Raw genomic sequence first — 22,364 nt, 5'->3', positions numbered from 1 at the left:
AGGCACCGAACGCCAGGGGCAAGAGCCCTTGGTTACTTGGGGCTCTTCCAAGTGACTCGTCGTAAGGGCGAAACCCTAGGTGGCCGTTACCGCAGGAATGGATATGTACTCCGTCAACAAACAACAGGTCGTCTGTCAGGACGCCTTCGCTGCGATGCGGCGGCCCGACAAGCCAGCTCCCACAGTGGGTTGGGGACATGCTGAAAGCTTGACCGGGAACAGAGCATCTACAGGTACAGTGCTGCCATCACCCCGTTCAATACTGCAGGCAGATCTTGCCAAAGTGCGTGGCGGCTATCTGGTGGGCAAAGGCCTCGGCAATCCGCTCCAGCGGATAGCGGCTGTCGATGACCGGACGCCAGCTGAAGTTTTCCAGCGCGCGCACCATGTCTTGCTGCTGCTCGCGGCTGCCAACGATCAGGCCTCGCAAGGTCTGCTGCTTGCGCATCAATTCCAGGGTTGGAACGGCGCCGCTGATGCCGGTGAGCACGCCGATCAGCGCGATGTGGCCGCCGGGTGCGCAGGCGCGGATTGATTGCGGCAGCGTGCCCGGGCCACCCACTTCGACCACGATGTCGGCTCCGAGCCCGCCAGTAGCGGCCAGCACCGCGTCACCCCATTCGGGTTGATCCTTGTAGTTGATGACCTGATCGGCCCCCAGCTCCAGCAAGCGTGCTTTCTTGTCTTGCGACGAAGTCGTGGCAATCACCCGCGCGCCCATGGACCTGGCCATTTGCAGGGCGGCGATGGACACCCCGCCAGTCCCCAGCACCAATACGGTGTCGCCCGCCTTGATGCGACCGTCCACCACCAGTGCCCGCCAGGCCGTCAGGCCGGCCGTGGTCAGGGTGGCGGCTTCTTCATGGGTGTAGCCCTTGGGCGCCAGTGTGAAGGCCTCGGTGGGCATGTTCACCACTTCCCGGGCAAAGCCGTCGACGCCATCGCCAGGCACGGTCTGGAAGGTGGTGGGCACGACGCGGCCCGATTGCCAGTGGGGGAAGAAGCAAGACACCACGCAGTCGCCCACGGCGAATTCCGTCACGCCTTCACCCACGGCGGTGACGACGCCGGCGCCGTCGGACATGGGGATGCGACCCTCTTCTGCAGGGAGGTGGCCGGTGACGACGCCGAGGTCGTGGTAGTTGAGCGAGCTGGCATGAATACGCACCTGGATCTCGCCTGCTGCGGGCGCGCCGGGGGCGGCCATGTCGACCAGGCGCAGGTTGTCCAGGCCAGCGGGATGTAGCAGTTGAATGGCTTTCATGAGGGTCCTCGAGTCAGTCCGTGAGACGGCAAAAGCGCGGATTGTTGTCGTTCAACGATGGCCGCGCCCACCAGGAGTATATTGCCTCAACAAGACGCTGCGGTGATGCGCACCGCAGCGTGGGACTGCATTACCGTGCGACGTCGCGCAGGCTGCTCATGTCGATCACGAAGCGGTACTTCACGTCATTGTTCTGCAGGCGGTCGAAGGCCGTGTTGATGTCCTTGATATCGATCATTTCGCAGCTGGGCAGTACCTGATGTTCGGCGCAGAAATCCAGTAGCTCCTGGATCGCCTGGATGCCACCGATGAGCGAGCCGGCGATGCTGCGGTTGTTGCGGATCAGCAAGCCACCGTGGATGGGTTCCAGGGGTTCGATGGCACCGACCAGCACCAGCACGCCTTCGCGACCCAGCAGCATCAGGTAGGGGTTGACGTTGTGCCGGCTGGGAATGGTGTCGATGATGAATTCGAACGCGTTGGCCGCCGCCGACATGGCCGGTGCATCGTTGGACAGCAGTACGTGATTGGCTCCCAGGGCGCGGGCGTCGTCGGCCTTGCCCGGTGAAGTGGTGATCACGGTCACCTCGGCACCGAGCGCCACCGCCAGCTTCACCGCCATATGCCCCAGCCCGCCGAGGCCGACCACCGCGACTTTCGAACCCTGGCCCACGCCGTAGCGGCGCATCGGGTTCCACACGGTAATGCCGGCGCAAAGCAGCGGCGCGGCGAAGCGTGGATCGAGGCTTTCGGGCATGCGCAGGACGAACTGCTCACGCACGACGATATGCTCGGAATAACCACCATAGGTGATCTCGCCGGTGTGACGATCCTTGCCGTTGTAGGTCGGCGTCGGGCCCTGGGCACAGAGTTGTTCCTGATGTTCTGCACAAGGCGTGCACTGCAGGCAGCTGTCGACCTGGCACCCGACGGCAACCCGGTCGCCGACCTTGAAGCGGCTGACGTGACGGCCGACGGCCGTCACATGCCCGACGATCTCGTGGCCGGGCACGATGGGATAGACCGTGTTGTTCCAGTCGTTGTGTACCTGATGGGCATCGGTATGGCAGACACCGCAGTAGGCGATATCGATGGCGACGTCATCGTCGCGCAGGGCCCGGCGCTCGAAACGAAACGGCGCAAGGGCGGAATGGGCCTCATGGGCGGCAAATCCCAGGCAAGTAGTCATGGAGAAGTCCTGTAGGAATCGATGCGTCCCCCCGGCAAAAAGCCGGGGGGACGGGAGGTCAGATCGAAGGGCGCAACCACGGCGCCGGGGTCATTTCCGGCGTGGCGATCTGGTTGACGATCCACTTGCCCATGCGCCGCAGCGGCTCGATGGAATCCTGGGGACCGGCCCATTTCAGCCCCGCCGCGTAGCCCAGCGAAACGATTCGCTGCGCGCCATACAGCGGCAGGATGTCTTTCAGGTCGTCCTTGATGCTTTCCGGATAGACGCCGACGGTCTGGGTGTAGGCATCCACGGCATCCATCATCTCGTGCAGGTCATCGACCGGCACCAGGTTGGCGGTGCGGTCGTCGAGCCGGGCGGCAAAGGACACCGACTCCGGAAGCTGCGAGCAAATGACCGCGCCTTCGCCGTCCTGGCCACCGATCACCTGGTACCACTCATCATCCAGGCGCAGCGCGTCGACTTCGGCCTTGAGACCCTGGTCGTAGCGTTTAGGTACGGTGCTGAGGGTGTTGGGCAAGGTCTGCATGGCGTCGTAGACATAGCGGCCGAAGGTGTTCAGGTTCGCCAGGCCGGCCTCGTCGGTGCCGCTCTGCACGTAGACCACCCGGGCGCACACGCAGGCCTTCTGGTTCAGTGCACCGATGTCGCTGGCCAGGCGCAGGGCGGCCTCGCGCATGGTTTCCTCGCTGTCGAACGCGCCCTTGCCGATGATGCTGGCGCTGCGTTTCGGGTCGAGGGAGATGAGCTCCAGACCCGGCTGGATGTAGCGGGTGACATGCTTCATGGAATTGAAGCCGCCCCAGGCAACGATCTTCTCCAGATTCTGCGGTTGGTACAGGCGCTCTTCGAAGGCTTGGTCGCCACCTTTCCAGTAGGCGACGCTCAGGTGTTTGGTCAGCGGGTGGTCCGGCGCCATTTCGACCATGGTGCGGGCGATGGCCAGGGCGGTGAACGGGTCGTTGGACGGCGCCTTGATGATCGCGTCGCTGCGCAGCACCATGTTGCGCAGGATGGTTAGCAAAGACAGCCCGGTCGCGTTGCCGGCGACGATATGCAGGGTGCGGGCGCCGAAGCAGCGCACATCCAGCTCGGTGCCGTCGATCAAGCGCTGTTTGACCCAGCCTTCCAGGTATTTGACCCCCACCGAGTTCTCCACCTGTTCGGTGACGGACTCACGGGTGAGCATGTGGCGCAGCCCCATGTAGCTGCCCTTGACCATGCTCGGGGTGACCGGCGCCGTCAGGTAGGACAGCTCGCAGGCTTCCTGCAGGTAGGGGTTGTTGTGAAATTCCAGGCGTTCACCGAGGGCTTCGGCGTAGTCGAGGATGTCGTTGAACGTGAGGGTATACAGGTCGGCCAGCTTGGCCGGGTTACCCAGCGGCAGCTGATCGATGTACTTGTGCGCATCCGGGGTCTGGAAGATCAGGTCGCCGCCACGACCGCCTACGTCGATCAGGTTGTCGGTGATGACTTGGCCACGGATGATCATTGGCGCAATAGGTTTGCTCATGGGGTTAGCCCTCTAATGTGTTGAGGAAATCCATCGCCTGGCGATGGGAGTCTTCTGTGGCGGCACAGGTGATCTTGTCGTCGCCGCCATTGAGTTCGCTGTAGCGCTGGATCGGCCCGACCACGTAGCAACTCGGCCGGCCACAGGCGCATGGCTTGTCCCATTCGACGGTGATCTCATCGCCGGTGATGAAACCGCCCCAGCGGATTTCCGCGCCGAGGTCGAAGAAGGCGGCACGACCTGTCACGCGGCCATGGCGCGGCAGCGGCTTGCTGGTCTCTGGATCGAGCAGGTAGGGGATGACAGTGGGGGCGAAGTGGAAATGCCCCTCTTCACAACGCGCATGGGCGCCGCCGACGATTTCGGACATGGCGTAGGATTCGTTGAGGGTCTTGGCACCGGTGAATCGCAGCACGTCTTCACGCCAGCCGTCGGGTTGCACGACACCCTTGCCGCCACCGGCGGTGTGCACGAACGAGTCAGGGTGGAAGACACCTTCCAGGCCGCGCGCAAGGCCGGCCTTGGCCATGCTGTGCAGCAGGTTCCAGGTCGCACCGATGTACACGCGCTGGCCCTTGAGCTGGGTGGACATGTGATCGAAGAAGGTCGCCAGGTGCTGGGGCATCTCGGCCTGCAACTGATCAAAAGCCTTCTTCTTTTCCAGCAGTTCCGGGCTGATCACCAGGCGGTCGAGGGTACCTTTGGACTGTGCCGCGCGCAGCTTGGCGCCCAGGTGGAGCACGTCGGTGCTGAGGGTGGTCGGGTACGCCGCATGGAAATGCGATTCGTGCGGCAACAGCGCTGGAATCATCGCGGCATGGACGCGCACATGGCTCAGGTAGCCCTTGCGGTAGTAAGGGTAGATCGTGTGCAGGTTGGGCTCCGGGGTGTCCGGGCCTTCCATGTTCCACACCATCATCTTGCGCAGTTGCGCGAATTTATCCCACTCATGCACGCCCTGGGGCAGGAACGACAGGGTGCCGGAAGTGCCCGAGGTGTGGCTGATGCGCAGTTGCGGCACGCCTTCGTCCATGGTCTCGAACCAGTCATCCAGGCCTTGGCAATCACTGACGTTGACCGCGGCGATGGCTTCGGCCACCTCTGGCGTCACCAGTTTGCCAAGCCACTTGTTGATCTGGCCGAAGCTGCGTTTCTCCAGCAACGAGGGTGGGTAGGACTTGTAGACGGTGTGTTCGAACAACAGCGGCACCACATCGTCGAGCTGCTCTATGTTGTCCACGCCTTGGGCGTCGGCGAGTTTCTTGAGTACCGGTATGCGTTCGCGAAGTTCGGCGAAGCGTTGCTTGAGGGCGTTGAGCTGTAGCGCGTCGATTTCGGCGCGGGGCAAATGGTTCCAGGCTTGCTGGGAATAGTTGACCAATTCTGCCGGGTTGTTCAGCAGCTGCTGGGTTTTTTGTTCTATCGACAGTTGTGCAGTGGGCATTGTCTGGCTCGCTACTCGACTAGTGGGAACCGGCGAGGCCGGGGGGAGGGTGTGGGCCAAGTATGGGGAGGACGAGCCGGGTTTTATTCCGGATTCAAGCACTTTCATTGATTTGTTAAGTTGTTGAAAAACAAGAAAAAAACATGAAGTTCAGCAGTGCCCGTGCAGGCCATTCCGAATTCGCGGTGGAGGGCCGGATTTCAGGCGCGAACAGCAAATTGGCTGGCATACACTCGGTCTCTCTCACCCCTTGCGATGGGGTAGAGAACCGCCACTCAGACCACTATTTGCGAGGCTTCCATGTTGAAAATGGTATTTCAGACCACGCCATCAATGATCATCGAACGCGGTGCTTCAACCCGCCTCGCCGATCATGTTCGCGCCAAGGGCTGCAAGTCGGTGTTGTTGGTGACCGATGCGGGGGTTATCGCGGCCGGGCTACTGGATGCGGTGATCAAAGGCATCGAGGGCCAGGAGATCGCCGTCAGCGTGTTTTCCCAGGTACAGGCCGACCCGCCGGAGTCGGTGATCCTGGCCGCGGTGGATGCCGCCAAAGCCTGTGGCGCCGATTGCGTGGTGGGCCTCGGCGGCGGCAGTTCGCTGGATGCCGCCAAGCTGGCCGCGCTGCTGGCGTGCAGTGGCGAGTCCCTGGCTCAAGCCTATGGCATCAACCAGGCCAAGGGCCCGCGCCTGCCGCTGATCCTGGTGCCGACCACCGCAGGAACTGGTTCGGAGGTGACGTCGGTGTCGGTGGTGACCACCGGTGCCGGTGAAAAGAACGTGGTTTACTCGCCGATGCTGCTGCCCGACCTGGCGGTGCTGGACGCCGAACTGACCCTTGGCCTGCCACCGCACGTCACGGCAGCCACCGGTATCGATGCCATGGTGCATGCCATAGAGGCCTATACCACCAGGCACCTGAAGAACCCGATTTCCGATTGCCTGGCGCGAGAGGCGCTGCGCCTGTTGTCCGGCAGTTTGTTCCAGGCGTGCGTGGACGGTACCCACCTGCAAGCGCGGGAGAACATGTTGCTCGGTGCTTGCCTGGCGGGCATGGCGTTCGCCAACGCACCGGTGGCGGCGGTGCATGCCCTGGCGTATCCCCTCGGCGCCCGTTTCCACATACCCCACGGTCTTTCCAATGCCTTGGTGCTGGGGCCGGTGATGCGCTTCAACCTCGAGACGGTGGCGCCGCTGTATGCGCAACTGGCCGATATCGTCCTGCCTGGCGTCCTGGGTAGCGATAGGGAGAAAGCCTCTGCCCTGGCCAACTACCTCGGCTCCCTGGCCGGTGAGCTGGGGCTGTCGACCCGCTTGCGTGACCTGGGCATCGTCGAGTCAGACATCGAGGCGCTGGCGATCGATGCGATGAAGCAGCAACGCCTGCTCGGCAACAATCCCCGGGAACTCTGCCTGGCCGATGTGCGCGCGATCTACAAGGAGATTCTATGAGCAACAAGGCCAAGCGCCCATGCCGGGACGAGTTTTGCCGTTTCACCTCGATGCCCACGCGCTTCGGAGACAACGACTCCTTCGGGCATGTGAACAACGTGGTCTACTACTCGTACTGTGAGTCGGCGATCACCGCGTTCCTGGTCGAACAGGGCACCCTGGACATAACCAACAGCCCGGTGATCGGCTTGATCGTCAATTCGGGGTGCGACTACTTTTCGTCCATCGGCTTCCCCGACCAAATCACCGTCGGCATGAAAATATCCCGCCTGGGCAACAGCAGCGCACGCTACGAGCTGGCGCTGTTTCGCAACGATGAACAGGTAGCGGCGGCAGCGGCCCATATCGTCTATGTGTATGTCGACCGCGCCAGCAACACCTCGGTGCCCATCCCGCCAACGGTGCGCTCCGCACTCGCCAGACTCGCTGACTAAGCGAGCCGGCTCGGTCATACTCCAGTGTGCTGCTTGCCGGTTCTGCCACAGTGGCAACGAGCAGCATTCTGGAGAGGACAGCATGATCAAACCAACCTCCGACAAGCCGGGCGTGCAGGTCGAAGTCCCGGCCCAGCCGCGCAAGGAACCTCGGCAGGCGCGCTCGATCGCGCTGGTCACGGCGGTGAAGCAGGCCGGTCGGCAGATTCTCGAAAGCGAGGGGCGCGATGCCTTGAGCGCCATTCGCCTGGCCGAAGACTCAGGGGTGGCGATCAGTTCGATCTACGAGTACTTCCCGACGATGGAGTCGCTGATCGCTGCGGTGTTTGATGATTACCGCACGGAAGCGCGCATCGGGCTCTACGCCGACATCATGGCGCTACCGCCTGGCACCACGCTGATGGACGGGATTTTGCTGGCCTTGCGGGCCGTACTGGCCGCCCATCACAAGAAAACCCTGTTCGACCCGGCGTTCAGTGTGCGCTCCACCCATTATGACGAGCTGGTGCGACTGGATGTGGTCAAGGCCAAGCAACTCTGGACCGCCACGGCGAGTTCGGCATTGATGAAGCGCTTCGCCAGTGAAATCACGGTGAAGGACCGGGAAAAGGCCGAGTTCATGGTTTACCAGACATGGTCGGCACTGCCACGGGCCATGCTGCTGGAAAGACCGGGCTACCTCACCGACAAGGACACGCCAAAAATGATGGCGCGGATGCTGCACGGGATGTTGACTGACTCGAGCAATTAAAACAGTTTCCAGGCGAGCAAGAAATTTGTGGTGAGGGGATTTATCCCCGTTGGGCCGCGAAGCGGCCCTCAGTGTCCGTACAAGCAGACCGAGTTGTGCGGACTTACGACTGCTTCGCAGCCGAACGGGGCGGTGCGACGTTTCGATAAATCCCCTCGCCACAAATGTGGGACCCCACGCTTAACTGAACATACTCAGATACCGATGCACAGGTACTTGATTTCCAGGTAGTCCTCGATGCCGTACTTGGAGCCTTCACGGCCCAGTCCCGAGGCCTTGATGCCACCGAACGGCGCCACTTCGTTGGAGATGATCCCGGTGTTGACGCCGACGATGCCGTACTCCAGCGCTTCGCCAACGCGGAACACACGGCTCAGGTCGCGGGCATAGAAGTAGGAGGCCAGGCCGAATTCGGTATCGTTGGCCATGGCGATCACATCCGCCTCATCCTTGAAGCGGAACAGCGGTGCCAGCGGACCGAAGGTTTCTTCCTTGGCGACGGCGGCGTTGCGCGGTACATCGACCAGCACCGTCGGCTCGAAGAAGGTCCCGCCCAGGGCGTGCGGCTTGCCGCCGGCCACCACGCGAGCCCCTTTGCCCACGGCATCGTCGATGTGCTCCTGGACCTTGGCCATGGCCTTGGCGTCGATCAGGGGGCCTGTGGTAACGCCGTTTTCCAGGCCGTTGCCGATGTTCAACCGGGCCACGGCGGCGGTGAGTTTTTCGACGAAGGCATCGTACACGCCATCCTGGATGTACAGGCGGTTGGCGCAGACGCAGGTCTGGCCGTTGTTGCGATACTTGGAGACCAGCGCGCCCTCGACGGCAGCGTCCAGGTCGGCGTCATCGAACACGATGAAGGGGGCATTGCCGCCCAGTTCCAGCGAGACTTTCTTGATGTCCTTGGCGCACTCAACCATCAGCTGGCGCCCGATTTCAGTGGAGCCGGTGAAGGTCAGCTTGCGCACCAGCGGGTTGCCGGTCAGCTCGGCGCCGACTTCGCCGGCACTGCCGGTGACCACGCTGAACACGCCTTTGGGAATCCCGGCGCGCTCGGCCAGCTCCGCCAGGGCCAGGGCCGAGTAGGGGGTTTGCGAGGCCGGCTTGAGGACCATGGTGCAGCCGGCCGCCAGGGCCGGACCAGCCTTGCGGGTGATCATCGCCGAAGGGAAGTTCCATGGCGTGATGGCCGCGGTAACGCCGATCGGTTGCTTGAGCACCATCAGGCGCTTGTCGACCTGGTGACCGGGGATCATGTCGCCATAGACGCGCTTGGCTTCTTCGCCGAACCACTCCAGGAAGGAGGCGGCGTAAGCGATTTCACCACGGGATTCGCTCAGCGGCTTGCCTTGTTCAAGGGTCATCAGGCGGGCCAGGTCTTCCTGGTTGGCCAGCATCAGGTCGAACCACTTGCGCAGCTTGTTGGCGCGCTCCTTGGCGGTCAGGGCACGCCAGGCCGGCAACGCCTTGTCCGCGGCTTCGATGGCTCGACGGGTCTCGGTCGCGCCCATCTTTGGCACACTGCCAATGATTTCACCGGTGGCGGGGTTGTTGACCTTGAGGGTCTGGCCGTTATCGGCATCGACCCAGGCACCGTCGATATAGGCTTGCTGGCGGAACAGTTGCGGATCCTTGAGTTGCACGCTTGATTCCTCGTTATCGGGTTGCGACGCAGGCCGCCACAGGGGCGGGCCGAGTGGAGCTGGCGGGTTTGGCGAAACTGGCGCCAGAGCGGATGAGTTGTTCGCCGACCTTGTCGACGATGTACGCACCGATCGGGATGGCGGAGGTCGCGGCAGGCGACGGGGCATTGCAGACACTGACGCTGCGAGCGGTGTTGACGAACAGGAAGTCGTCGATCAGTTTGCCGTCCAGCGACACCGCCTGGGCGCGGACACCGGCGGGGTAGGGGGTGAGGTCGCTCTTGCTGATACTTGGGCAGTATTTCTGCACTTGCTTGAGGTAACCGCCCTTGAACAGCGAGTTTTTCATCTCGATCAGGCCGGGACGCAGGTTGTTCTTCAGCACCTTGAGAATGCCCGGGTGGGTCAGGGTCTCGAACATGTCGGACAGCGAAAAATCGGACTTGCGATAGCCTTCGCGCTTCATGGCCAACACCGCGTTGGGACCCACGGTGACGGTGCCGTCGATCATGCGGGTCAGGTGCACGCCGAGAAACGGCATGGAAGGGTCCGGGATCGGATAGATCAGGTGATTGACGATCTGGTTGTGCTGCTTGGGCAGCAGGTAGTACTCGCCACGGAACGGGCAGATGATGAAGTTCGGCGTGATCCCGAGCATGCGCACGACGCGGTCGGCCATCAGGCCTGAGCAGGTGATCAGGAAGCTGCCGTGGTGCTCCTGGTCATGGGTGCGTACCACCACTTCATCCGCACGTTCATCGATGGCAACCACTTCACTGTTGTAGCGAATCTCGCCACCGGCGGCCTCGAATTCGCGCCCCATGGCGGCGGTGACCTGGGCGTAGTTCACGATACCGCTTGAAGGCACGAAGATACCGCCCAGGCCGACGATGTTCGGCTCGCGCTCGCGCAACTCGGCGGCCGTCAGCCAGTCACGCTTGATGCCATTGGCGGCGGTGCGCTCCCACAGCGCGCGCATGCGCTCCATTTCCAGCTCGTTGGTGGCCACCAGCAGCTTGCCGCACTCGTCATAAGGGATGCCGTGCTTGTTGCAGAAGGCCTTGGTGGCCTTGTTGCCTTCCAGGCAGAAACGCGCCTTCAGGCTGCCCGGGGTGTAGTAGACGCCGGCATGGATCACGCCACTGTTGTGACCGGTCTGATGCCGGGCCGGGCCGGACTCTTTCTCCAGCAGGAGGATTTTTGCGTCCGGGTAAACCTGCGCCAATTGCATGGCCGTGGACATGCCCACAATGCCGCCACCGATGATGATGAAGTCGTACACAGCCATTCGCTTGCACCCACCTGGATTACGTTTTTATTGGAAGCACCGTCACGCCTGGCAGACCTTACTGGCCGCGCTGGTACAGGGTTTTCTGGTAGCTGATGTAGCCACGCTGGCGCATCAACTCACGACGCAGGCCCAGGTGCGCGGTGAAGCGGTCACGGCCGTGCAGCCAGAACATGTTATTGACCAGCACGAAGCTGCCGACCGGCACCGGTACCGAGAGTTTCTGCGAGCTGCCTTCCAGGGATTCGCTCAGGGCGTTCAGCCAGATACCTTCCTCGAAATCCTTGGGCTGCACGAACTGGTCGATGTAGCGCATGGTCGGACGGCCTTCGGCATCGTTGTCGAACACGGCATGGAACACGTCTTCGCGCACGTTCTTGCTCGGTGGTGCGGTGAAGCGCATTTCACGGCGGGCCAACGGGTGGGTGTAGTAGTGATGCAGATCTTCCCAGTCATCCAGGTGCAGCAGCAGGGAGTTGCCGCCTTCCATGTTCTGCTCGTCGATCTTCATCATCATCACGTAGTCGGTGCGCTCCTGGACGAAGGTACCGTCGTTGTGCAGTTCCATGACCCGATGTGGCTGACGCAGGTAGCTGTCGGAATTGTCGGTGTTGACCACCACGAAGCGCGCGTAGAACTGGCCGCTCATGGCATCGAAGTTGGAGCGACCGATCAGGTGGGCGACTGCCGAGGAGAACTTGACCATGTCATCGGCCTGGGACACGTCGTCCAACCCTTCAGGCGTGATCAACATGCCGCCGGTGGCGCGGTCGAGGATGGTGTTGATCAACACCGGGCGCAGGGTGCCTTCGCACAGCTGGTCAAGGATCTGGGCAACCCGGAAGCGCAGGAACGACTTGTACTCCAGGGCCTGGACCGGCCACTCCGCCACGGCCTTGACGAACGCGTCGACGGTTTCCCTGGCGAATTTCAGCTCAAGCAGGCGCGGCGACTGGCTGGAAGGGCCAAGTGTGAAACCCTTGGTTTCCGATGGCAGTGGCATCACAAGGTCCTGAATTTGCGTAAAGGCGTTCATGGCAACTCCGGGCAGAAGGGAATGAAAGGCGCCTTCCAGCTGTCTCTGGATCTGGCAGATGAAAAATATCGCCACAATTTAAAAATGTCTACATTTTTATAAATAGACGACAAAACTTGCGTTTGTGGATTGTTTTTCGTCTGATAGATGTTTGGGTATGATGGATGTTTGGCACGTTTTGGAGCAGCACCTTGGAAAGCCTCACCCCCAGGCTCAACTCTGCGTTCAGTGGGTATGAGCGGCTCAAGCTGGACATCATCCGCGGCACCTTCAAGCCCGGTGAAAAACTCCTCATGAGCGGGCTCAAGGAGCGTTACGACCTGGGGGTCGGGCCGCTGCGTGAAGCACTGTCACAGCTGGTCGCCGAGCACCTGGTGGTGGTCATCAGCCAGAAAGGCTACCGGGTCGCACCCATGTCCCTGGCAGAGATGCAGGACATCTACGACGCCCGCGCCAATCTTGAAGCCATGATCGTCGGCCTGGCCATCGAGCGCGGTGATGACGCCTGGGAAGCACAGATCCTCGCCCAGTCCCACACCTTGTCCAAAGTCATGGACGTGACCACCCGCGAGAAAGTGCTCGACGTCTGGGATGAACGACACAAGGCTTTCCACAGCGCCATTGCGGCGGGTTGCGGCTCCAGGCATTTGCTGCAGGCGCGTACCTATCTGTTCGACCAGGCTGAGCGGTATCGGCATTTGTGGCTGACGCAAACGGTGTTCTCCGAAGAGGCACTGGCGTTGAAGCGTAAGGAGCATGCGGCGTTGGTTGAGGCCATTTTGGCCCGCGATACCGATCGAGCGACAAGCATGATGCGAAGCCATTTGATGACGCCGGTGCCGATTATTGTTGAGGTGATGCAGCGGGATGAGTGGGGGAAAGCCTGAGTGATCGAGGTCGTTAAACATCCTCCGGGGGAGCTTGTTTAACGACCTTTGCGGTTACTTGATGAAAGCCACAACTTCTTGCGCCGTTGCCTACGGTTACGCCAGAATCCGCCGGCTTGTGCGCCCTGGGGCCGCTCGGTAACTTGATTCGCGTCACTGCCCATCAGTGATCGGGTTTAGTCGCCCGTGTTAACTCAGTTGTGCGTGCATCTGTCATGCAGGTCTTTCATTGCCTGTACTTGATGGTAGCTGTACGTAGGGCGCTCTCGGGCGCGCCGGTTTGCTGAGTTTGCCGGTCGACTAACCTGCGTGCAGTTGCCTCCCCTTTCGTTTAGTCGCAAGAGGGGTTGGCACATCATCAGGAAAACTCAGCAGATGAAGAAGCCGTCACCCAATCCGCCAGACAACGATCCGGCATCCCCGTATGAACCCCACTCAAACAAACTCAACGAAGCCGCCGAACGCGCCCTCGATTATCACTTCCCCTCGACCGCCGATATCAAGGCCACGCCGCGCAAACTCTGCAGCATGTTCATCGTCAACCCTGAACTCGATGTCGAAACCCTGCTGGCCCACGCCTGTGAGTCTCTGGCTTCGGCCAATGTCATGACCCTGGATCTGGCGGATCGTACGGAGGGGACGAGTCGCAATACCCTGCTGGGGATTGCGCAAGTCATCATGCTGGGGGAGCTGGCGGTGAACCGGGCGCTGGATCGGATTGATCCGCGGGAATAGAAGATCAAAAGATCGTCCGAACGCGGCCCGAACCTGCGGCAGCTCCTACAGGGGATTGCGTATTTTCTGTAGGAGCTGCCGCACGCTGCGATCTTTTGCGGATGTGAAAACGCTTTCGCGAACTTTCGGTCGCCCCTTTGCCACCGTCGCGCTCAAGCCGGCGACGGTGGTGTGGGCTGACATCCGTCAGCGGGCTGCCGAGACCGCCACGGTCACCGTCGCCGGTGGCGACTCCGCGCCCTTGGTATCCTTGGCTTGATAGGTAAAGGTCGCGGTAAACGGCGCGGCGATTGTGGCCGGTGGTGTGTAGACCACACGCAAGCCGTCGGTGCTGACCGAGCCCTTGCCGGAGTCCGGCTGCGCTAGACCCACTACTTTGAGCGGCACATTGCCGTCAGGGTCGGTGTCGTTGGCCAGGACTTGTATGATCAGCGGCTTGCCGTTGTTGCTGACGGCGCTGTCGGCTTTGGCGATCGGTTTCTGGTTCTGGCCTTCGTTGTCGTCATCTCTGGCGCCGGTGCGGAAGGTCGGCAGCGCCGCAGAGTTCACGTAGGTGACGCCGTCCCAGCCGGGCAGGGGCGTTGGCATCAACTGGAACTGGCCGGGCTTCTCGATATCCCAGCGCAGCAACATCGAGGTGTCTTCGTGCTGGGTGTTGTGGCAGTGCTCCATGTAGGTCCCGGCGAATTCGCGGAAGCGGATGGCTATTTCCACGTCCGTCGAACTGTCGATGCCTTCACCGATGCGATACACGTCCTTGCGCGCCCACTTTTCCCATTCCGGTGGTGCCTTGCCGTCGCGGTTGAGGACAATGCCTTCTTCGAAATGTACGTGCACCGGGTGGTTCCAGCCGTTGCCGCCGTTCCTGATTTTCCACACCTCCAGGGTGCCGTCGCCGCTGTAGCCGCCATCGGTCGGGCCGTTGGCCAGTTGCGGGGCGGCGGCGAGCCGGCGTGGGTCCATGCTGTAGCCGAAGCCGCCGTCGGTCTTGATGGTCCACGGTTCTTCGTCGGTGCCGTCGGAACGGCCGAAAATGAACTCGCGATGCCGCGCCACGTTGAGCTTGGCAAGGTCGGTGGGGTTATCGCGATCGAGGGTCAGCGGGATCATTTTCTTGCCCGCCGGCTTGCCCGGTTTGGCCGGTTCATAGTCGGCCGGGTTCATGCTCAGGTCCTGGCCGGAATAAGGCTGCACGACCATCTGCATGAACTTGCCCACCACCGGGTCGCCCATGTCCCATTCCAGCCCTTTGCTGCCCAGCTTGAGCACCGCCTTGTACTTGCCGGACAGCACATCGGCCAGGCTCAGCGGTACGCTCTCCGGGCCCTTGCCGTTCTGGTGCTCCATCAGGTTGACGAAGTACAGCTTGTCGCCGGTCTTGATCCCGTTTTTCGCGAAGTTGACGATGATATCGAAACGCTCGGCGATGCCCTGGGTCGGCAGGATGGCGTTGTGGTCCTGTGTATCGCCGTCGCCATCGAGGTCCATGCTGCCGTCGAACGGCACGGCGTGTTCCATGAGGTTGCCGTCGTTGGCGATCAGGTGGAACGGCACGCGGGTATAAGACAGGCCGGAACCTGCAGGCCCCGGGAATTCGCCACCGGTGCCGGCGATTTCACGTACCAGGGCGAAACGGAAGTAGCGCGACACCGAGCCGTTGAGAATGCGGAAGCGGTAACTGCGTGCGCGCACTTTCAGGCGCGGTTGGTACTGCCAGTTGACCAGGATCTGATCGCCGAGGAAGCCGTCGGTGTTGAACGGGTTAAACCACAGTTGGCCGTTCTTGTCCCAGGCCTTGTCGGCGACCATCAGGTTGACGTCGTAGTCGCGGTTGCCCCATGGCATGGCCGAGCCGCTGGGCAGGCGCAGGTTGACGCCGTCTTGAAGCGCTTCGTTGCCACGGTCCAGGGCGCTGTAGTAGTTCATCATCACCGCGTTGCCCTTGTAGACGTTCTGTGCGGTGAAATCGAGCATGTGGTCGTGGAACCAGTGGGTGCTCATGGTTTCGCGCCAGTCGCCACGGATCTTGATCGAGCCGTTGTTGCAGGTCTTGAGACCGGGACTGGCGTCGTTGACGTACAACGTTTCGCCCGGTGCGCAAGGGAACGCCGCGCGTGGATCTGCAGCCGTGGTGTTGATGGTGTCGTAGCCGGCCAGTTGCAGCGGCCAGCGATAATCGTAGTACTGCCCGGGAAAGAAAAACGCATTGGTATAGCCGTCGCTTTCGGCCGGGGTGTGGCCGTTGTGTTCGTGGGTACTGAGGGTGTGCAGGCCGAAACCCATGTTGGCCGACGGGTCGATCGGCAGGGCGTTGTAGTGACGCATCAGCACCGGTTGGCCATAACGTACCATCAGCAGTTTGGCCGGGAAGGTGCCGTCGAAGGTCCATAGCGCCTTGTGGTTCTGAATCGGCATGTTGGGGTGAAAACGGGTGTCGATACCTTTGGTCGTGCCGGTCGTGGTCGGGATGTCCGAGGTCTGGTAGTAGAGCCCGCCAGGCCCGAACTCACCGACGGCGTAGTTGTGCAATTGTCGGCGGTCGCGCATGCCGGTGTTGATCCGCGCGCCGACTTGCACGGTCTTGAAGGCGGCCTGCGGGTAGAACTCGTTCCAGCGTTGATGCGACCAACCCTTTCCAGGCGGACGCCCCTCGGCCGGCGAACCTACCGGATGGCGGTTGAGGAAGGCTTCGATCTGCGATTTCCACGGGTTGCGGTCCAGCACGTTGGAGTACTGCGACGGAAACGGGTAAAGCCCGGGCTGGCGCATGAAGGCTTCCAGTGCCGCCTTCGACGGGCCGCTGCGAGCGATGCTGTCCGGGTCCTGGGCCGGCGCCGGGCCGGCAAGGGGTACCGGGAATTTCAGTGGCGGCGCGGGCAGCGTCGGGTCGAGTTTTTCCGTGCCGAATTCTTCGAACAACAGCAATTGCTGGGTGAAGGGCTGGGCCCCGAACAACGGGCTGGGCTTGCCGTTGGTGGGGATCTTGAACGATGTCTGCAGGCTTGGCGGCAGAACGTTCTCGGCACGTGGGGTGTTGCGGTCGCCATACACGCCGTTGGGCAGGGCGATCGCGCCCTGGTTGGTCGGCGGCATGGTTTTCAAGGCTTCCAGCGCGGCCGCAGCGGCCAGTGGGTCGGCTGGAGGATTGGTATACGCCGAGGGGTCTGTCGGGGGTGGCTGGCTGACATCGTCGAGCGGCGCGGCATCGGCTGTGGCCAGGGTCAGGAGCATCGCGCAGGGCAAGCTGGACCTGCGCAGCAAGTCAATGGAATAGCAGGGTGGTGTTGCACGTTTCATTTTTCTCCCCTCGCGTGATGCCCCGCCGTCTCCAAGTCCGGGACGATGTTGCGGGTAGAAGGGATGGAGCAACTAACGAGCCACTACAGCAGGGCGAAAAAAAAGTTCAAATTAATTAATGAGTTGTTTTAATTGTTAAAAACGACAGAAATGTTACTGGGGGATATTCCTCAACTTTGGGGGGGAATTTCCCCTTAAGTGGGTGTAATGCCCCATTCATGTTGATAGTGGCGGCCCTGTTTTACCAACCGTTTTTGGCCAGGCCGCGCTCGATGCTGCCGACCAGATCCGGCACGGAGTCGACCGGGCAGGTTGCTTTTCAGGCTTCGCCGGTAACTGTGTTCTGATACAGATGTTTGGCCTGTATAGGCAGGAAGTACGGGACTCATGGCGCGATGTGGGGTGCCTGGACATTGCTCGCCACCTGGTGAAAAGTGGCGTGCAGGCCGGGGTGCCGAAGGCGAGTCGGAGTCGGGCAAATATGAAAAATTTGCTCCGGGGGTGTAGCGCCGGTCAGCCATCGCCTGGCTCGACCGGCCGGCAGGAAAAAGTTAGTTACTGACCAGTAGCTCAGGACCTAGATAATCGTTGATTTGATCGATATCGTCATCGCCAAGACTGCCCACCGAAGAGGCCAGGCGCAGGCGCGACATCAAGTAGCGCAACTTGGCTTCGAACAGATCGTGGCGCGCAACGAAGAGCAGTTCTTCAGCGTTGAGGACGTCCGAGTTGGTGCTGGTGCCCCCCTCCTTGAAGCCCTTGCGTGTCGAACTCAGTGAGCGTTCGTTGGACGCCACTGCCTTCTCCAGCGCGCGAACACGCTTGGCGCCGCTCTGCACACCTTGATACTCACGGGTGGTTCCGGAGATGACCTCCTGCCGTGTGGCGTCGAGTTCGTCCTGGGCCTTGTAGCTATTGGCACTGGCCTGGCGTGTCAACGCGCTGACGCCTCCACCGCTGAACAGCGGGAGATTGACTTCCAGGCCGATCGAGCCGTAGCGGTTGCGTTGATTCAACTCGGAGATCGATTGGCTATCGCCCGCGGTGTAGCCGGCAACGAAATCCAGTGTTGGCCAGTGGCCGGCCTTGGCGCGCTTCACTTCTTCTGCGGCGAGGTCGCTGCTGTAACGGCGCGCGATGATCAGCGGGCTATCGGCCTGGGCCTTGACCAGCCAGTCCTGCAGGTTGCTCGGCAGCAGCGGTGGTGTATCGAAGTTCGGCTGCAAGGTGGTCAGCGATTCGGGAGTCTCACCGATGTATTCCTCCAGCTGGCGGCGGGCGTTGACCAGGTTGTCCTGCGCTTCGATCAGTTCGGCCTCGGCGAGGTCGCGGCGAGCGACCGACTCGTCGATGTCGGTGACGGTGCCGGCCCCCAGCTCCATGCGCCGTTTCGCCGAGGCGAGTTGCTCATCGAAGGCACTCAACTTGGCCTTGGCCAGGACGATGGTTTCGCTCGCCAGAAGCACGTCGAAATAGCTTTCGGCCAGGCGCACCGCGGCGTCCTGGGTCTTGGCATCGAACACCGCGACACTGTAGTCGGCACGTTGCTGACCCTGGCGGTACTCGGCCATCTTCTGTTTGTTGAACAGTGGCTGGCGCAGGCGCACGTTGGCGCCCTTGGAGTCGTAGTCCAGATCCCTTTCGACACCGCTTTGGCGCTGGGTGCCATTGACCTTGTTGTCGTAGGCCGAGGCACTGATCTGCGGTAGCAGGCCGGCCTTGCCAATGGCGCGGTTTTCCTCGCCGGCGGCTTTTTCATGCACGGCGGCGCGGTAGACGGGCCCCTGGTACTGCAACAGGTCCCAGGCTTGTTTGAGGTCCATGGCGCAGGTCGGCAGGGAAAGCCCCAGCAGGCAGAAGAATAGGCAATGACGGTCCATTTCATTGTTCCTTGAATGAGCTGTCCACACGCTCGAGCATCGGTTTGAGCAGATAGCTCATCAAGTTGCGCTCGCCGGTCTTGATCGTGACGCTGGCGGGCATGCCGGGACGAATGTGATTGCTGCCAAGCAGGCTCATGCCGTCGGGTGTGACTTCCACCTGGGCCAGGTAGAACGGTTGCTTGCTTTCCTCGTCGAGCAGGCGGTCGGCGGAGATGGTCTTCACGCGCCCTGGAATGTTTGGCGTCTGGGCGTGGTTGAAGGCCGGGAAGGCAATGTCCACGGGCAGGCCGGGGACCATCTTGTCGATGGCCTGCACGGGAATCATCGCGTCGACCTGCAGCGGTTCGTTGACCGGAACGATTTCCATGATCTTGAAGCCGGGCTGAATGATTCCCCCGACCGTGGCAATGCTCAGGGACTGGACCATGCCATCGATGGGCGAGCGAATCACCGTGTGGGTCACTTCATAATCCAGCGCGCGCAAGCGGTCAGCCAGGGTGGTGTTTTCCTTGGCGGTTTCAGTCAGCTGCGATTCGACTTCCTTCAGGTAATCGTGCTGGCGTTGCAGGATGCGCAACTTGATTTCGGTGGTCTGGCTACGCACCCGAGCGATGTTGTTGAGGTTCTCGGCCTGGCCGGCGGACAGGTCGGCATTGCTGCGTTCCAGTTCAAGCAAGCGGTTGCGCGGCACATAGCCTTCGGCCGCCAGCACGCGGGTGCCTTGCAGTTCCTGGTTGAGGAAGTTGATTTGCGAGGCGCGGGCGCCATAGACCTGCTGCAGGCCCTTGAGCTGCACCTGCGACGCCGCCAGGTTTTCCTCCAGGATGCTGATTTCACCCGCGAGCCCAGCGCGCCGGGTGTCCAGCAGGCGCTGTTGCAGGTCCATGGCGGCCACCAGGCGGTGGTCATCCCTGAAGCGCTTGAGCAACTCAGGGTCGAATTCCACCACATCGCGGCCGTCACGTTCCGCTTCCAGGCGGTTTTCCACCGTCTTGCTGACGATGTACTGGGCGCCAACCGCACCCTGTTCGGCAGCGGCACGCAACGAGTCGAGGCGGACCACCTCCTGGCCTTTTTTCACCACATCGCCTTCGCGAACGAGAATGGCCTCCACGGTGCCGCCGCTGAGGTGCTGCACGGCCTTGCGATTGCTGGTGACCTTGACCGTGCCTGTCGCTACCACGCCGGCATCCAGCGGTGCCAGCCAGGACCACAGGAGGAAGCCGCCGAATCCGGCGAGCACCAGCCACACGCCCCAACGCGCGGGTTTACCGACGTCCAGGTCTACCACGCTCCTGGGATCGGCTTGAATCATCTCGGTAGTTTGGCTCATTTGCATGATCGGTCACTCCCGTGCTTTGACGGAGGCCAACGGGGTCGCCGCGCCAGCAGGCATCACACTGGCCTTGCGCAGCGCTGCGAATACTTCGTCGCGCGTGCCGAGCATCTGCACGCCGCCGTCACGCAGCATCAGCACCTTGTCGACGGCGCAGAGTACGTTGGGACGGTGGGAAATCAGAATGACGGTGGCGCCGCGGGCCTTGAGTTCGGCCAGCGCATCGACCAGGGCCTTTTCGCCGACGTCGTCGAGGTTGGCGTTTGGTTCATCCAGCACGATCAGGTTGGGCTCGCCATACAGCGCGCGGGCCAGGGCGATGCGTTGTTTCTGACCACCGGACAGCGGGCTGCCATCGGTAGCCAGGCGGGTGTCATACCCTTGCGGAAAACGCAGGATCATGTCGTGCACGCCCGTGCTCTTGGCGGCGCGGATGACTGCGTCGCTGTCCACTTCGCCAAAGCGCGCAATGTTATCGGCGATGGTGCCCTCGAACAGCTCCACGTCCTGTGGCAGGTAGCCGAGCCAGGGGCCAAGTTCGCCCTTGTTCCAGGTGAATATGTCCGCGCCGTCCAGGCGCACCTTGCCGGCCTGCGCCGGCCAGACGCCAACCAGCAGGCGGGCGAGGGTGGATTTGCCCGAGGCGGATGGGCCGATAACGCCAAGGCTTTCGCCGGGGACAAGGCTGAAACTCACCCCGCGCAGGATCGTGTTGTTGGTACCGGGGGAACCGGCAAACACATTCTCCACCGCCAACATGCCCAGCGGACGCTGCAGTGGCATGCCCGCTGGCCGGCGCGGATAGTCGTGCAGCATCTCGTTGAGCCGGCCCCAGGCCGAACGGCAGCCGAGCAGTTGCTTCCATGACGCGATGACCTGTTCCACCGGGCCCAGTGCGCGGCCAGTGAGGATCGAGCAGGCAATCATCATCCCCGGGGTGATCTTGCCTTCGATCGCCAGCAGCGCGCCGGCGCCAAGAATCAGCGACTGCAAGGTGATACGCACGAAGCGCCCGGTGCTGCTGATGAGGGCGGCGCGGTCGGACGCCAGGGTCTGCATTTCCAGTATGCGCAAATGGCTCTGGTACCAGCGCTTGCTGATCGACGGCAGCATGCCCATGGCCTCGATGACCTCGGCGTTGCGCAGGTTGTTATTGGCGTACGTGGCGGAGGAGAGAGAGGCCTGATTGGCTTCGGCCAGCGGCTTCTGCGTGGCCTTTTCGGTGAGGTAGGCCAGGCCCATCAGGATCAGCGAACCGATCAGCGTGAGCAGGCCCAGCAGCGGGTGGATCAGGTAGGCGACCAGCAGGTAGATCGGCGTCCACGGCGCATCGAAGAATGCGAACAGGGCGTTGCCGGTGAGGAACTGGCGAACCTGCGCGAGATCTTGCAGGGCCTGGGCCGGGTTGCCTCCGGCGCGGTTCAGGTTGCGCTCGAAGGCGGCGGTGAAAATGCGCCGGTTGAGGTCCATGTCGAGGCAGTTGCCGAGCCGGATCACGACGCGGGTACGGACCATTTCCAGCGTGGACATCAGCAGGAACAGCCCGATCACCAGCAGGGTCAGCATCGTCAATGTTGTGACGTTGCGACTGACCAGGGCCCGGTCATAGACCTGCAGCATGTACACCGCTGGCGTCAACATCATGACGTTGATAACGCCACTGAACGCTCCCAGCGAGTAAAAACTGCGACGCAGGCGAAAAATCGCGTCCGCCAGTTCTGAGCGGGTGCTCGACTGCTTTTGCATTTGACCCTCCCTCACCGAAAAGCCGGTTGCCCTTGCGGCGCACCCGCTACCAGTAAATGAAATTGACTATCAATACATCTAGTTCCCCGAGTAACTCGTCGACACAAGCGGTAGTTCTCTGGGTATGTTCTTTGGGTAATTCACATGCAGGAGCGTAGGTGGCGTTTGTTTCCGTAGCGATACACTTTGAAATAACATTTCGCGCTATAAGTGCTTCGTATTTTCTATATATCGTTTAAGAACAGCTAGTTGGCGGGTCTAACACCGGTCGTCTGTTTTTGCGGCGTAATATTGACAGTTTTTTGCTATGGAACTTTAGTCATGTTGGGTGATCGCCCCCCTGAAGCCAGCCAACACTTTGGCAATGCAAGGCACGGTGATTTTCCTGAAGGAGCACACATGGCGATCATTTCGTTGTCTTGCGCACTGACGGAGCTGTTCAGGAAGTTCGCTTCGACTTCCA

General features: G+C 61.6%; 16 protein-coding genes. 5 read left to right on the top strand and 11 right to left on the bottom strand.

Going from position 1 to position 22,364, the window contains the following annotated elements:
• Positions 1 to 256: 256 nt before the first annotated feature.
• The 4 genes from HFK74_RS12110 to HFK74_RS12095 form a co-directional block, all read right to left on the bottom strand.
• Entirely contained in the window at positions 257 to 1,264 is a 1,008-nt protein-coding gene (locus tag HFK74_RS12110; protein ID WP_180203704.1) for an NAD(P)-dependent alcohol dehydrogenase, read from the bottom strand.
• A 130-nt stretch (positions 1,265 to 1,394) separates the two neighbouring features.
• Positions 1,395 to 2,453, bottom strand: coding sequence for an NAD(P)-dependent alcohol dehydrogenase (locus HFK74_RS12105; RefSeq protein ID WP_180203703.1), 1,059 nt, complete (start codon positions 2,451 to 2,453; stop codon positions 1,395 to 1,397).
• Between the two features lie 58 nt (positions 2,454 to 2,511).
• Positions 2,512 to 3,969, bottom strand: coding sequence for an acyl-CoA reductase (locus HFK74_RS12100; protein ID WP_180203702.1), 1,458 nt, complete (start codon positions 3,967 to 3,969; stop codon positions 2,512 to 2,514).
• Positions 3,970 to 3,973: 4 nt separating this feature from the next.
• The gene (locus HFK74_RS12095) at positions 3,974 to 5,413 is read right to left on the bottom strand and encodes a hypothetical protein (protein ID WP_180203701.1); all 1,440 of its coding nucleotides are present in this window, start codon (positions 5,411 to 5,413) and stop codon (positions 3,974 to 3,976) included.
• A 300-nt stretch (positions 5,414 to 5,713) separates the two neighbouring features.
• Here HFK74_RS12095 and HFK74_RS12090 point away from each other — a divergent pair, with 300 nt between their 5' ends.
• From HFK74_RS12090 to HFK74_RS12080, 3 genes are all read left to right on the top strand, one after another.
• On the top strand, positions 5,714 to 6,865 hold the full coding sequence (locus HFK74_RS12090) for an iron-containing alcohol dehydrogenase (RefSeq protein WP_180203700.1): 1,152 nt from the start codon (positions 5,714 to 5,716) through the stop codon (positions 6,863 to 6,865).
• Positions 6,862 to 7,299, top strand: coding sequence for a thioesterase family protein (locus HFK74_RS12085; protein WP_180203699.1), 438 nt, complete (start codon positions 6,862 to 6,864; stop codon positions 7,297 to 7,299). The genes HFK74_RS12090 and HFK74_RS12085 overlap by 4 nt, the downstream gene beginning before the upstream one ends.
• A gap of 82 nt (positions 7,300 to 7,381) precedes the next feature.
• On the top strand, positions 7,382 to 8,050 hold the full coding sequence (locus HFK74_RS12080) for a TetR/AcrR family transcriptional regulator (RefSeq protein ID WP_180203698.1): 669 nt from the start codon (positions 7,382 to 7,384) through the stop codon (positions 8,048 to 8,050).
• Between the two features lie 194 nt (positions 8,051 to 8,244).
• Here the strand turns inward: HFK74_RS12080 and gabD are convergent, their stop codons facing one another.
• The 3 genes from gabD to glaH all read right to left on the bottom strand — a co-directional run bounded on the left by gabD (position 8,245) and on the right by glaH (position 12,017).
• A complete protein-coding gene (gene gabD / locus HFK74_RS12075) occupies positions 8,245 to 9,693 on the bottom strand; it encodes an NADP-dependent succinate-semialdehyde dehydrogenase (RefSeq protein WP_180203697.1) in 1,449 nt (482 codons plus the stop codon).
• 13 nt (positions 9,694 to 9,706) lie between these two features.
• Positions 9,707 to 10,975, bottom strand: coding sequence for an L-2-hydroxyglutarate oxidase (lhgO, locus tag HFK74_RS12070; RefSeq protein ID WP_180203726.1), 1,269 nt, complete (start codon positions 10,973 to 10,975; stop codon positions 9,707 to 9,709).
• A gap of 64 nt (positions 10,976 to 11,039) precedes the next feature.
• Complete coding sequence (glaH, locus tag HFK74_RS12065; protein ID WP_180203696.1) at positions 11,040 to 12,017, bottom strand: glutarate dioxygenase GlaH; 978 nt, start codon at positions 12,015 to 12,017, stop codon at positions 11,040 to 11,042.
• A 191-nt stretch (positions 12,018 to 12,208) separates the two neighbouring features.
• On the opposite strand from glaH, the gene csiR reads away from it, so the two are divergent.
• Both csiR and HFK74_RS12055 read left to right on the top strand, forming a co-directional pair.
• Positions 12,209 to 12,904: a DNA-binding transcriptional regulator CsiR gene (csiR, locus tag HFK74_RS12060; RefSeq protein ID WP_257230301.1), complete on the top strand. Its 696-nt coding sequence runs from the start codon at positions 12,209 to 12,211 to the stop codon at positions 12,902 to 12,904.
• A gap of 375 nt (positions 12,905 to 13,279) precedes the next feature.
• Positions 13,280 to 13,639 (top strand): DUF6124 family protein, encoded by a 360-nt coding sequence (locus tag HFK74_RS12055; RefSeq protein ID WP_180203694.1) that lies wholly within the window; start codon positions 13,280 to 13,282, stop codon positions 13,637 to 13,639.
• Positions 13,640 to 13,825: 186 nt separating this feature from the next.
• Here HFK74_RS12055 and HFK74_RS12050 read toward each other — a convergent pair whose 3' ends face one another.
• The 4 genes from HFK74_RS12050 to HFK74_RS12035 all read right to left on the bottom strand — a co-directional run bounded on the left by HFK74_RS12050 (position 13,826) and on the right by HFK74_RS12035 (position 21,901).
• A complete protein-coding gene (locus HFK74_RS12050) occupies positions 13,826 to 16,936 on the bottom strand; it encodes an Ig-like domain-containing protein (RefSeq protein ID WP_257230300.1) in 3,111 nt (1,036 codons plus the stop codon).
• Between the two features lie 551 nt (positions 16,937 to 17,487).
• Positions 17,488 to 18,816, bottom strand: coding sequence for a TolC family outer membrane protein (locus HFK74_RS12045; protein ID WP_180203693.1), 1,329 nt, complete (start codon positions 18,814 to 18,816; stop codon positions 17,488 to 17,490).
• 1 nt (position 18,817) lies between these two features.
• Complete coding sequence (locus HFK74_RS12040) at positions 18,818 to 20,158, bottom strand: HlyD family type I secretion periplasmic adaptor subunit (protein ID WP_180203692.1); 1,341 nt, start codon at positions 20,156 to 20,158, stop codon at positions 18,818 to 18,820.
• A 6-nt stretch (positions 20,159 to 20,164) separates the two neighbouring features.
• Positions 20,165 to 21,901: a type I secretion system permease/ATPase gene (locus tag HFK74_RS12035; RefSeq protein ID WP_180203691.1), complete on the bottom strand. Its 1,737-nt coding sequence runs from the start codon at positions 21,899 to 21,901 to the stop codon at positions 20,165 to 20,167.
• Between the last annotated feature and the right edge of the window lie 463 nt (positions 21,902 to 22,364).

It is taken from the genome of Pseudomonas sp. SbOxS1, from assembly GCF_013416725.1.
Classification (GTDB): Bacteria; Pseudomonadota; Gammaproteobacteria; order Pseudomonadales; family Pseudomonadaceae; genus Aquipseudomonas.
Note: the sequence above shows the minus strand (reverse complement) of the source record. Positions and strands in the feature narration are given on the sequence as shown.